Genomic DNA, 13,246 nt, shown 5'->3' on the forward strand with positions numbered 1-13,246 from the left:
GAAGCACAAAAATAAAATTCCAGTTGATTAAAAAAAACTAATTGCGTGTGTTTTTTAATCTACAAGCGTAATCTTATGCAAATGCTCTCTCTTTTTTAATTATTTCGTAAGCCTCACTTACTTTTTGAAATTTTTCTTTTGCAGCATTCTGGACATCTTCACCCAAGTAACTAACTTTATCTGGATGATATTTCACTGCCATTTTCTTGTAAGCTTTCTTAATTTCATCATCACTGACTGTTTTTTCGACCTCTAGAACTTTATAAGCCCATCCATTTTCTTGAATAAACATGGATTTGATGGAATTATAGTCGGCTGACTTTACACCCATATGGTAGTAAATACGTTCAATCATTTTCAGTTCCGAATCGGCAATCGATCCATCAGCTTGAGCTATACCAAATAGAAAATGTAAAAGTTGTAAACGAGATGAATAATCAAGTTGCTGACTTATTTGCATACAAACCTGTTCAACAGGAATGTCGCGATTCAAGATATCACGCAATAAAGTCAAAGCTTCACCGGTTTTTTCAGGACCAAAGCTCTTTATCAAATATTCTTTTACGTAATCAAGTTCAGATTTAAGCACCTTACCATCAGCTTTCATAACTGCAGCAACCAGCACCAATAAACTCATCAAAAAATCGCCCTGCGTTGTACCCGGTCTACCGGTTGCAGCTTTCATATCTACAGAATCGAATGCTGATCCTACAAAGTAGCCTAAAACACCTCCTATTGGACCTAAAAATGCCCAACCAAGACCGCCAGCGATCCATTTTCCAAATTTTGCCATATTTATTGATTTGAAAATTCTAAATTCCGAATAGTTTAAAGAGTAATTCTAAAAACATTCGTAAAAAACAAAGAAACAAAAGAAGCGGGAAATACCTGCTTTTATCTAAGGAATTATTCAGGGCTTAACAAAGTTTAACGCCTATATTTAATCAACAATACCCTAGTACTAACTCACAATCAAAGCTCTAGAAGCTGGTTATGAATTGCTATAATTTGTGGTATTATAAGTTCTGAGTTATTATAAATCACAAAATCAGATTTCACTATTTTTTCTCGCTCAGAAATCTGTTTACTCATGCGTTCCAATACAGATTCTTTGGAACATGCATCACGCTCTAACACTCGATTGATTCGTATTTCATCATCAGCAGTAACCGTAATAATCTGATCAAAGTTCTTATAAAATCCGGTATCAAATAAAATTGCCGATTCTTGAATAACATATGGACAGTCAGCATGTTTCAATAGCCACTCCTGATAATGCAATCGTACTTGAGGATGAACGATGGCATTTACCTTTTTTAGAGCTTCTTTATTATTGAATATGATTTTAGCCAGCTCTGAACGGTTAAGTTCTCCAGATTCAAAATACACGGTGCTTCCAAAGGCCTCAATCAAATCTTTGCGTATTGAATCATTGGTCTGCATCAGTTTTTTAGCTTCCAAATCAGATATATAAACAGGTATACCTAATAGCTTGAAAAAGTCAGCAACAAGTGATTTTCCACTCCCTATTCCACCTGTTAATCCAATGCTCAAAGGCTTGTTCATCAATTTTGAGTTTTTGTGATCATTCAACTATTAATACGCTTAGAAAAGTAAAATCATTTTATTAATTTCCTGAATTTCTCTTTTCAATTAGATAAACAACTTCTTTGGGATAAAAACTTACATTAGAAACATTCAGTGGAAAATTATTAAGATTAACTTTTAATTTGTTGCTTGTTGAGTCAATGGAAGAATAATCAACTTCAAGTTCAAACTGCTCAACTGAAATGGCTTCATAATCCTTTAATCCAACGAGATATGACAATTTAATCTCGTGTGGAAATAAACGTAGAAATAACGAATCAGGTAGATTGACAACCTTGAGTCCAACTTGTTTTTGCGCCTCGGTGAATCGTTCAATAAGTAGCTCTACTTCCACCTTTTTCTGAACGAAATCTAAGCCTTTTATTTTCACAAAACTAAGTTTCTTTTTTTTCGTTTCGTTCAGCTTTTTAAGTTTTAATGTTTCAGTTTCAACCTGTTTTACACTATCAATTATAGCCTGAGCACCAATTACCCATATACTATCAGGTTTTAAAACAATATCACCTCCTAAACGAAATTGAGGCTCAAATTTTAATTCAGAATTTAAATGAACGGGAATCTTCTTCTCTATTAAAGAAGAAAATTGAAAATGAATGGTGTCAGGAGAAATGTGAGTCACACTAATAGCAGATGAGAGCTGAGCAGCTACTTGACTGGTCATTCTATTAGAAGAAAATAGAAAGTTGTTCTCTCCTACCTTTTCCATTTTATTGTTGGTATACTCATTCACAGAAAGATTGATCGACTGGAAAAAACTCAATTTGTATCGCAACAAATCGAAACCTTTAGCTCTAACTGTTAGTTTTAACCTTGGCGGCAACTCATTACTCAATATCTTTTTGGATGGGAAATCACTATAAGAAACCGGATAATTTACAGTGGTCGTATATTCCTTACTCAAGGCATTTAAAAACCAAAAGATGGTTGCCAATGCAACAAAAAACATATAAGTCACCAATTTCTTATTGGCTTTTATATTTTCCTTATCAAATACGTTTTTAATTTTTGGAAAATCAGATAAAGTCAAAATCTTATAATTTAAGAGGTTAAGCCATTACACAAACTCATTCAATGAGTTCTCCTTATGCTAACTATTAGAGCTTGAATTTAAGCAAAAAAAGCTATTACTCTACAAAGTAATAGCTTTTAGGCTAACAAAAATACGGTAATCGTATTTTGTAATATGTCAACAGTGAGTGTTCACTATTATTTTCTTCTCTTATTTCTGAGCTACATCACTCATATCCTTGATAACAGCAACCTTATCAATTTTCAGACGAGACTGTCCTTCTACTTCCATGATAATAGTTGTTTCTTGCATCTCGATGATCTTACCATAGATACCTCCTGTAGTTACAATTTTATCGCCTTTTTTCAATTCCTCACGGAATTTCTTTAGATCCTTCTGACGCTTCATCTGTGGACGAATCATGAAGAAATAAAAAACTACAACGATTAATACTAAAGGAAGAAAAGACATTAATGGATTTTGTCCTTCTTGGGGCTGTCCCATAAGAACAATGTTTAAAAAATTAAGCATTTGATATAAATATTAAATTATGAATTAAATTATCGCTGAATACTACTTAATAGTAGCAGTTATTTTAAGCTCTTTTACTTTTCTTTTTGTATTGGCGAATATAGTCAAAACCTTATACTGTTTGCCATGTCGCCCCTTAGAATTAAATTCAACTGTGATTTTAGATTCTTCACCAACTTTTATAGGCTTCTTCTTCCATTTTACTGCCGTGCAACCACAAGAACTTTCAATGGATTGAATAATCAAATTTGTATTGCCTACATTCCGAAAATAAAATTCACAGATTCCGATTTCACCTTCAGAAATCTCACCAAATTTATGTATTTCTTTAGTAAACGCAAATTTTGAATAAGATTGTTCTCCTTCAGATTTATCTTTGTCTTTCACAATTTCTGTCCCAGATTTATTTTCAACTCGAGTAGCTTGCTTACAAGACAAAAAAGACGAAAAACAAATTAATAAAACAAAGACGTATTTACTAAGAAAAGGCATTTCTATATTTTTTATAAATCAATCGCAATTAAATCAAAAATTCGTTGACAAAATAAGGAATTGAGTTTTTTTAACTAAATCTTTTATCAGCCTTAAACCGTAAGGTGTTCGTAAAGAATATTTGATCCTAAACCAATCAGAATCACGCCTCCAATTAAAGTAAACTTCAACTTCACTTTGGTTCCCACCTGGCATCCAATAAAAATGCCAATGAATGACAAAACAAAAGAAGTGATTCCAATAGTGTAAATCGGCATCGTTATCGACATATCAAGGAAAGCAAAATTGACACCAACAACTAAAGCGTCAATACTTGTTGCCAAAGCTAAACCCATTACAACAAGTCTCTTTTGAGGATCAAAACAACAATGATCATCTTCACATTTTAAATCATCATAAATCATTTTTCCTCCTAAAGCTAAAAGAAGAAAGAATGCGACCCAATGATCGAAACTCACAATATAATGTTGAAAACTAACACCAATCATCCAACCTAAAACAGGCATTAAAGCCTGAAAAAACCCCATATAAAAAGCGATTCGAATAAAATGCTTTGGGCTAAATTCCTTTAAGATTAAACCAGCTGTGATCGAAACAGCAAAACTATCCATTGCAAGACTGATTGCAATCAATATAATTTCAACAAAACTCATAAAAATAAATTAAACAGAGAATTATAGACTCAAGTATTAATACCTGCTTGGGTATAAAAACACAAACCTGCGCAAAAGTCTTATCCAAACTAAAACACAGGCTACACATTCTTAAGATATAAAAAAAGGGAAGCTGCTTTAACAACTCCCCTTGTATATTATGATTTCAATATTTTCGATTCTTCAATCAAACCTCTTCCCATCTTATTAATCTTCCCTTCCTTCTGAAGATCTTTTATCATTTTATCTAGCAAACCATTAATAAAGGTGCTTGAATTACTAGTACTATAATACTTTGCAATTTCAAGGTACTCATTAAAACTCGCCTTAACTGGTATACTTTTGAATTCTTGAATCTCACTTAGCGACATTTCCATAATAAGAATGTCCATAAAAGCGATTCGCTCCAAATCCCAGTTCTGGGTATTTTCTTTGATTAAGCTCAAATTCTCATCATGCTTCAAAATGGTCTTGCGGAATAGAACTCTCACAAATTCTTCATCATCACTATCCTTAAACAATGGCAGTAATGAAGTATGCTCATTATCATCAGCTTTAAATTGCTTAATGGTACGAACAACCATACTTAAGATGAACTCAATCTCGTCATTCCAGTAGATGCTCTTATCTTCCATTAAAGAATAAAAGTTCTCATCTTTAGCAAGAATGTTCATGAAAATCTTTTCAACCAACTTTTTGTCTGCTGCAAAATCATTGGTCTCAGAATTCATGTAATTACTATAAAGATCAGATTCGAGAATCGTTTTGTATAAACCTCTTACAAAACCATCCTGATCGTCCCATGAAATAGTATTTCTTTCCACATAACCTTTCAACTGAACATTTTCAGCTAATTGCTTCAATATTTTATTTTCAATAAATCGGGTGTTGGGATGAATATCTACAGGTGTAGGAACCAATTTGTTGCGACCAGCTTCAATTTTCTTTTCGGCTATAAATGCAACATCTACAAGTAGTAGAAGTAAATAATGATATAAATCGTAAGCCTTTCCAATACTGAAAAACAATTCTTTTTCGGCTTTTGCTAATGAACGATCATCATTCTTGTAATAAGCGTAAAGCATTTGTAACACTTTTACACGCAGCAATCTTCTACTAATCATACTTTTAAAGAACTTTGTTTATTACTCCAATTCAGTGAAATAAATAGAGATGATAATTACAAAAAACGAATCGTATTTTGCAATACTCTCATACTTCTTCAACGAATCTTACTTTTTTAAACTCGCTGCAAATGTAGCTATTTTTTTTAATCAGCCAAAGCTACTCCTCCCTCTTTTGGGTAGATTGATGGAAAAACGCCATTTTACGTGCTTCCTTGAGTGATAAAAAAGCAAAACTGACATCATCTACAGCAAAACAATAACTTTAATACAATTACAGAAAAAACAAATCATATCAACATTAAAATCAATCTAGAAAGAGCAAAAAAAAATAGTCTTCAAATAAAGTTCTGCACATCAACTATTAAACAAAACTATAATGAAATGTTCAAAATTATTTCTTCACAAAAGTCGAAAATGTATATATTTTTTTTTATTTTTGAGATATCAATAAAACAACAATCTCATTAATTCATTCTGAAATGGAAGGTTACGGTAAAAAAGAAGAATTCGTAAAGAATAATCGTGAAGACATTTATTCTAATGCGGTTAGAGCTGGAAAGAGAACTTATTTCTTTGATGCAAAAGCGACTAGAAACGAGGATTACTACCTTACTATTACTGAGAGTAAAAAACGATACGATAAAGAGGGAAACTACACTTTCGAAAAGCATAAGATTTTCCTTTACAAAGAAGATTTCGATAAATTTTCTGGAGGTTTAATGGAAGCTATTGAAATCCTAAAAAAAGCTAACAACATAGTATCTGAAGAAACGCTTGATGCTGCAGAAGAGATTGAAACCACTTCTGAAATAATTGAAGGACTAGAGGTCGAATCTTTTTCTCAAGTAGAATTTGAAGATCTTACTGAATAAGTCATACGTTTAAACAAAATACACAAGAGCTATCGATTAAATTTCGAATAGCTCTTTTTTTATCAATACACATTCTCCTTTCCCTGTTTTACCAATAAAACCTGTAATAAGATATCAATCTGTTACTTTTAAAAAAAAAGAAACGTGAAACTGTTTTTAAACCTAGAAAACAGTAACACAATACCTAGATGTTGTGATTGTTTTTAAATACATTTTCATCTAGATTTGTACTAAATTAAAATAGTCTTACATCGAGAACCAAGTGATTCGCGAACAACATGACCATTTTTTTTCAAAACCGATCAGTTTTTAATATCGGCATGAGTTTTTAAAGTGAATGATATTTTAACATTCACTCTTTTCATTATTGATACGCACCAAAATATGAAGCTTTCTGAATTAACCGATAATCAAGAAGGTATAATTATAAAAGTACAAGGATACGGCGCATTTCGTAAGAGAATTACGGAGATGGGCTTTATTAAAGGGAAAAAAGTAACTGTTATTAAGAATGCCCCCCTTAAAGATCCTGTTGAATACAACATTATGGGCTATCAAGTATCCTTGCGTAGAAGTGAGGCTGCCCTAGTCGAAGTTATCACCAAAGAAGAAGCCGTTGACTTAAAAATCAACAACTTTGAAGGTATAATCGATGATGAAAAATTAAAACATTCAGCTCAAGAAAAAGGTAAAAATATTCACATCGCCCTGGTTGGTAATCCAAACTCTGGAAAAACAACACTCTTCAACTTTGCTTCAGGATCGAAAGAACATGTTGGTAATTACTCTGGCGTAACAGTTGATTCAAAACTTGCAAAAGTTCAACAAAACGGATATAATTTTGATGTTGTTGATTTACCAGGAACCTATTCTTTAACGGCCTATACCTCTGAAGAACTATACGTTCGCCAATATATTACTGAAGAATTGCCCGATTTAGTCATCAATGTTGTTGACGCTTCGAACTTAGAAAGAAACCTATACCTTACAACCCAGCTTATCGACATGGATGTTAAAGTTATTTTGGCTTTAAACATGTATGATGAATTAGAGAAAAATGGAGCTCGATTTGATTATAAAGCTCTTGGTAAAATGCTGGGTATTCCTATCATTCCAACTGTTAGCTCGAAAGGAAAAGGGATAAAAGATTTATTTGATAAAGCCATTGATGTGTACGAAGGGAAAGATCCTATCGTTCGTCATATCCATATCAATTATGGCCCTATTATTGAAAAATCAATTTCAAAACTTCAGGAACACATTAGAGCAGATCGTAATCTAACAACAATTACTTCTCCTCGATTTCTAGCTATTAAACTACTAGAAAATGATGACAAAGCTCTTGAATATATTGAATCATGCTCAAATTCAGATTCAATTCATAGCACAATAAAACAAGAAGTTAAAATCATTGAATCATCTTATATTGAAGTGTGTGAAACAGTAATTACAGACGCTAAATATGGTTTCATTGATGGTGCTTTAAAAGAAACTTACACAGAAAACCCAATTAAGCGAAGACGAAAGACCGCAATTATTGACACTTTCTTAACGCATAAGCTTTTTGGCTTCCCTCTGTTTTTCTTTTTCATGTTCATGACTTTTTATGCAACTTTCAACTTGGGTGAGTACCCAATGAGCTGGATCGAAATAGGAATATCATATTTGGGTGAGTTAGTTCAAACCATAATGCCGAATGGTCCTCTGAAAGACTTGATTGTTGATGGTATTATTGGTGGTGTTGGTGGTGTCATTGTATTCCTACCAAATATCTTGATTTTATTCTTTTTCATTTCCTTTATGGAAGACACAGGCTACATGGCCCGTACTGCTTTCATCATGGATAAGTTGATGCACAAGATTGGTTTACATGGAAAATCATTCATCCCTTTAGTTATGGGATTTGGTTGTAATGTACCTGCACTAATGGCCACAAGAACTCTTGAGAATAGGAACGATAGAATTCTTACGATGCTAATCACGCCATTTATGTCGTGCTCTGCACGACTACCTGTCTATATTCTTATAATTGGGACTTTCTTTCCTAAAAATTCAAGTTTAGTTCTATTTGGCGTTTACATATTAGGAATCATATTAGCTATCATTTTTGCAAAAGTATTCAAAGCAAGCTTCTTTCGAAGTAAGGAAGCGCCTTTTGTCATGGAATTACCCCCTTACCGTATTCCAACGCTTAAATCGACACTGGTACACATGTGGTCAAAAGGTGGTGAATACCTTAAGAAAATGGGAGGCATTATCCTGGTCGCCTCTGTTATTATATGGGCTTTAGGCTATTTCCCTCTCGAGGTTGATTACTCGAAAGATTACGAAAAACTATTAACTAAAAACGAAGTACAACTCCATACTGCTCTTGATGCTGCTAATTCGATAGAACAAGTTAGACTTCGTGAGGATTATAAGATAGCAACAGCATCTATAATGAACGAAAAACTTGAAGAAAAGCAAGAATTATCTTACATCGGGCAGATTGGGAACTTTATTGCGCCTGTTTTTCATCCTATGGGTTTTGACTGGAAAATGACCGTAAGTATCCTAACAGGAATTGCTGCAAAAGAAGTTGTTGTCAGTACAATGGGCGTACTTTATAAAAATGGAGAAGGTAGTGATGAAAATAGCGAAGGATTAAGAAATAATCTACGTGAACAAAAATTCACAGGCTCATTCCGAAATGGAGAAAAAGTATTTGATAATGCTTCTGCCCTAGCTTTCTTAATATTCATTCTCATTTATTTTCCTTGTATCGCTGTGGTAGCAACCATTGCAAAAGAATCTAATTGGAAGTGGTCTGCTTTTGTAGTAACTTACACGACCTGTTTGGCTTGGATAGTATCATTTATTGGCTACCATATTGTTAATCTTTTATAAATAAATTATGGATTTTCAACTCTTTACAACATATCTTATCATTTTAGCTGCTGTAAGCTACTCTCTTTATCATTTCTATAAAGTGATAAAACCGAGTAAGAAAACTTCGTTATGTGGTGGATGTGCATCTTGTGACATCAAAAAAGAATTGATGAAAAACAAAATCAAATTGGATGGATTAAAGATGGCAGACAATCCTAAGAAGTAATCCGTATAAAACTTAACTCCTTAATATGAGAAAGCTCACCTACATTACTGTACGTGAGCTTTACTATTTATATGGATCATATGACATGTTAATGAGCTTGCGAGTAATCCTATTATTCCAAGCCCTAATTGCAATCAGACCTGCAGTAGCACTCCTCTGAGATTCGGAAACCAGATATTTATTATAAAAGCATTCTTATCTTTTACAAATAACACCTTTCATATAAAGTAAAAGTCAACCATCAATGTAGAAACTCATTTAGCCTATAGAGATAAGCTTTGAAGGCACAAAAAAAAATGGCTCTTAGTATAAACTAAGAGCCATTTTCATATAATAAGGTTTTTTGAGATTATGCTCCCAAAGTCGCAACCATTACAGCTTTAATAGTATGTAAACGGTTCTCAGCTTCGTCAAAAACGATAGATGCTGCAGATTCGAATACATCCTCAGTAACTTCTACACCATCAAGACCGAATTTCTGGAAAACTTCTTCTCCAACTTTAGTCGCTCTGTTGTGATAAGCTGGAAGACAGTGCATGAATTTACACTTATCATTTCCTGTAGCAGCCATCAAATCAGTATTAATTTGGTATGGCTTCAAGATACCAATACGCTCAGCCCATACTTCATCAGGCTCACCCATTGATACCCAAACGTCAGTATAAAGGAAATCACATCCTTCAACACCCGCTTTAGCATCAGAAGTAATTGTAATAGTAGCACCAGTTTCTTTAGCAATCTCATTACATTGAGCTACTAATTCTTCTTCTGGCTGAAGATTATTAGGACCTACGATTCTAACATCCATACCCATTTTAGCAGCACCTACCATTAATGAGTTAGCCATGTTATTACGAGCATCGCCTAAGTAAGCAAAAGAAATTTTGTTCAAAGGTTTATCGCTATGCTCAGTCATAGTTAAGAAGTCAGCTAAAATCTGAGTTGGGTGGAACTCATCAGTTAAACCATTCCATACTGGAACACCTGCAAACTTACCTAATTCTTCAACAATTGCTTGTCCGTATCCACGGTACTCAATACCATCGTACATACGACCTAGTACACGAGCCGTATCAGCCATTGATTCTTTAACACCAATTTGAGAACCTGAAGGCCCTAAATAAGTTACGTGAGCTCCTTGATCGTAAGCAGCAGCTTCGAATGCACAACGAGTACGAGTTGAAGACTTTTCAAATATCAAAGCGATATTCTTACCCTTCATAGTCTGTACTTCAGTACCAGCATATTTTGCTCTTTTAAGATCTCTTGCAAGATCTAACATGTATTGCATTTCCTTTGGAGTGAAATCCAATAACTTCAAAAAGTTTCTGTTTCTTAAATTAAAACTCATGGTATATATTTTTTTTGATTACAATCACAAAAGTAAGTGTAATCGGAAATTAAAAAAAGTATTATCTAATCAAATCCTAAAAGGATTTAGTCTTCGTAATTCATTGTAATCTTAGTTCCGTAAGATCTATCTTCTAATTTAGTCGCTTCAGTAATTACTGATTTACCACCACCATTTTCGATAAAGCTCAGACAAGCACGAATCTTAGGAGCCATAGATCCTTCAGCAAAAGTTCCATCTGCCAAGTATCCCATTGTATCTGCGTGATTCAAAAACTCTAATTTTTCCTCGTTTGGTCCTTTAAAATCTTTGTATACAAAAGAAACATCAGTCAGAATATAAAATTCATCAGCCTTAGTACGAGCACCAATTAATGCAGAAGCTAAATCTTTATCAATTACAGCTTCAACTGGGCACAAGTTACCATTTTCATCTTCTGAAACAGGAACACCACCACCACCAACAGTGATTACGATATTTCCCTGGCGAGCTAAGTTCTCAATAATTTTCTCATTCATCACGCGAATTGGCTTTGGCGAAGGAACTACACGTCTCCATCCTCCATCAGCTTTTACTTCTTCTTTGAAAATCCATCCCTTATCAGCGATCAATTTATCTGCTTCATCTCTTGAATAGATTTTACCTACACGCTTAATTGGATCAGCAAAAGCCGGATCGTTCTTATCAACAACCACCTGAGTAACCAAAGTCACAACATCTTTTTCAATGCCATTTGCTTTTAATACATTACGCAAGTTTCTTTCAATCATATAACCAATACCACCTTGTGAATCGGCAACATCGATATCTAAAGGCATTTGAGGAATGTTGTAAAGTTGTTCTCCTGCATCATTTCTCATCAATATGTTCCCAACTTGTGGGCCATTACCATGAGCAATAATAACATCGTATCCTTCTTTTACTAGAAAAATAAGATTTTCAAGAGTATCAATCGTATTTTGGTTTTGTTCTTCAACAGTACCTTTTTGATTCCCTCTTAATAAGGCATTTCCACCTAATGCTACAACTGCTAATTTATTCATTATAGGTTTTTATTTATGTTGTTTGAATAATTGAGCTACAAATCTAGAAATTTTATCAAGATATTAATGGATTTCAATAATATTTAAAAACATTTTTACCGACTCTTATTCAGCACCTTATGTGATCATATTTTTACTGTAAAATATAGATACAGCTAAAAAATTGAAATTCAATACACAGACTTTTTAAAAGAATACACTCGTTTGCATTTACAATAAATTTTTACTGTTATGTTCAAGCCACACATTTCTATAAAATCAGCTTATATTTTTCATATTTTCAATAATTATGAACAGAATAAAATCTTTTTTATGCATTTACAATCACGAAAGGTGAAAAATAATTTCTATTAATAAATCATCAATATTATAGATTAAACCTAATAATTGGTAGTTCTTATATCAATAATCATATAAGTTTGAGAATGAGTTTTACAAAGTATTTAACTACTTTCACAATGAAATAAGATAAATTCATGTAAGAACTAAGCCGAAGACTTGATTAGTATTCGCTTTTATCTATTTTTATTAGATAATAAAACTACCATATGAGACATACTACCCTAATTCTGATAATCTTACATCTTTTCATATCATGTTCTAATAAGTCGGACAAAAAGAAGGCTGACGCAGAGGGGATTATTACTTATAAGGTAAGCTACGAAACAAATGAAGATTCGAATCCGATTATCGCACTCCTTCCTACTCAAGTAGAATACAAATTTAAAAATAATGATATTTCAATTCTATCTGAAGGGTATTTAGGGTTTTTCAGCACCAAATTTATCTCAAAAGTTAATGAACCCAATAGTTCTATCCTATTTAAGATTCTGAATAATAAGATGAACTATGAGTTTTCTAGTGATGAAATTCCTTTTATATATAGCCATAAACTTGCCACTAAGATTAAATACCTGAAGACGGATAAAATTATTGCTGGTTATAAATGCAAATTGGCTAGAGTATATATTAATGAATTACCTGATCCCATAGATGTTTATTATACTCAGGATATCCACCTGGAGAATCCCAACAGAAATACACCTTTCGGCGAAATAGACGGTGTACTACTTGAATTTGAGACCACAATGAACCAAATAAAAGCAAAATTTTCGGCTCATAATGTTTCTCTAACTCCTATTGATACAAATGAATTTGTCATTCCTTCTGACTATGTCAAATCTGATGCTAAAACGGTCCTAAAGTATGTATTAAGCTTTAAATAAGCGTTTATACATCTTATGTAACAATATTGGAGCTACTTTTTAAAATGCAATTTTAATCAATTCACAAGGGTATTAGCCTATTTTATTTGGTAGTAAGCATACACATGTACAATATTTCTTAACAAAATCCGTTCTCTTTAGTTACTAATCACATAGAATCTATACTGAATTTCTCTGCCTTCATTCATGTGGAAATACGGCCTATTTTTATTACTTTCACATCAGATTATAAGCAGGAAA

The 13,246-nt window shown here is 33.0% G+C and carries 13 protein-coding genes; 4 read left to right on the plus strand and 9 right to left on the minus strand.

Features of this window, described 5'->3' with window-relative positions; genetic code table 11:
• Nucleotides 1–73: 73 nt before the first annotated feature.
• The 7 genes from ACXR6G_RS00535 to ACXR6G_RS00565 all read right to left on the minus strand — a co-directional run bounded on the left by ACXR6G_RS00535 (nt 74) and on the right by ACXR6G_RS00565 (nt 5,417).
• Nucleotides 74–793, minus strand: coding sequence for a TerB family tellurite resistance protein (locus ACXR6G_RS00535; RefSeq protein WP_458359441.1), 720 nt, complete (start codon nt 791–793; stop codon nt 74–76).
• Nucleotides 794–972: 179 nt separating this feature from the next.
• Entirely contained in the window at nt 973–1,566 is a 594-nt protein-coding gene (coaE, locus tag ACXR6G_RS00540) for a dephospho-CoA kinase (protein WP_458359442.1), read from the minus strand.
• 61 nt (nt 1,567–1,627) lie between these two features.
• Nucleotides 1,628–2,635 (minus strand): hypothetical protein, encoded by a 1,008-nt coding sequence (locus tag ACXR6G_RS00545; protein WP_458359443.1) that lies wholly within the window; start codon nt 2,633–2,635, stop codon nt 1,628–1,630.
• Between the two features lie 192 nt (nt 2,636–2,827).
• The gene (gene yajC / locus ACXR6G_RS00550; protein WP_458359444.1) at nt 2,828–3,121 is read right to left on the minus strand and encodes a preprotein translocase subunit YajC; all 294 of its coding nucleotides are present in this window, start codon (nt 3,119–3,121) and stop codon (nt 2,828–2,830) included.
• Between the two features lie 69 nt (nt 3,122–3,190).
• Nucleotides 3,191–3,640, minus strand: coding sequence for a DUF1573 domain-containing protein (locus ACXR6G_RS00555; protein ID WP_458359445.1), 450 nt, complete (start codon nt 3,638–3,640; stop codon nt 3,191–3,193).
• A gap of 92 nt (nt 3,641–3,732) precedes the next feature.
• Nucleotides 3,733–4,293 carry a manganese efflux pump MntP gene (locus ACXR6G_RS00560; protein ID WP_458359446.1) on the minus strand — a complete coding sequence of 187 codons (561 nt, stop codon included), beginning with the start codon at nt 4,291–4,293 and terminating at the stop codon, nt 3,733–3,735.
• Between the two features lie 158 nt (nt 4,294–4,451).
• Nucleotides 4,452–5,417, minus strand: a complete 966-nt coding sequence (locus ACXR6G_RS00565; RefSeq protein WP_458359447.1) for a transcription antitermination protein NusB — start codon at nt 5,415–5,417, stop codon at nt 4,452–4,454.
• A gap of 482 nt (nt 5,418–5,899) precedes the next feature.
• Between ACXR6G_RS00565 and ACXR6G_RS00570 the strand changes: the two genes are divergently transcribed.
• The 3 genes from ACXR6G_RS00570 (at nt 5,900) to ACXR6G_RS00580 (ending at nt 9,386) form a co-directional block, all read left to right on the plus strand.
• Entirely contained in the window at nt 5,900–6,292 is a 393-nt protein-coding gene (locus ACXR6G_RS00570; RefSeq protein ID WP_458359448.1) for a DUF3276 family protein, read from the plus strand.
• Between the two features lie 384 nt (nt 6,293–6,676).
• Nucleotides 6,677–9,178 (plus strand): ferrous iron transport protein B, encoded by a 2,502-nt coding sequence (gene feoB / locus ACXR6G_RS00575; RefSeq protein ID WP_458359449.1) that lies wholly within the window; start codon nt 6,677–6,679, stop codon nt 9,176–9,178.
• Nucleotides 9,179–9,185: 7 nt separating this feature from the next.
• Nucleotides 9,186–9,386: a FeoB-associated Cys-rich membrane protein gene (locus tag ACXR6G_RS00580; protein ID WP_458359450.1), complete on the plus strand. Its 201-nt coding sequence runs from the start codon at nt 9,186–9,188 to the stop codon at nt 9,384–9,386.
• 349 nt (nt 9,387–9,735) lie between these two features.
• Here the strand turns inward: ACXR6G_RS00580 and argF are convergent, their stop codons facing one another.
• The gene (gene argF / locus ACXR6G_RS00585; protein ID WP_458359451.1) at nt 9,736–10,737 is read right to left on the minus strand and encodes an ornithine carbamoyltransferase; all 1,002 of its coding nucleotides are present in this window, start codon (nt 10,735–10,737) and stop codon (nt 9,736–9,738) included.
• Nucleotides 10,738–10,823: 86 nt separating this feature from the next.
• On the minus strand, nt 10,824–11,780 hold the full coding sequence (locus ACXR6G_RS00590; protein WP_458359452.1) for a carbamate kinase: 957 nt from the start codon (nt 11,778–11,780) through the stop codon (nt 10,824–10,826).
• A gap of 548 nt (nt 11,781–12,328) precedes the next feature.
• Between ACXR6G_RS00590 and ACXR6G_RS00595 the strand changes: the two genes are divergently transcribed.
• The gene (locus tag ACXR6G_RS00595) at nt 12,329–13,006 is read left to right on the plus strand and encodes a hypothetical protein (RefSeq protein ID WP_458359453.1); all 678 of its coding nucleotides are present in this window, start codon (nt 12,329–12,331) and stop codon (nt 13,004–13,006) included.
• The last annotated feature ends 240 nt before the right edge of the window (nt 13,007–13,246 follow it).

It is taken from the genome of Ancylomarina sp. YFZ004 (assembly GCF_054254355.1).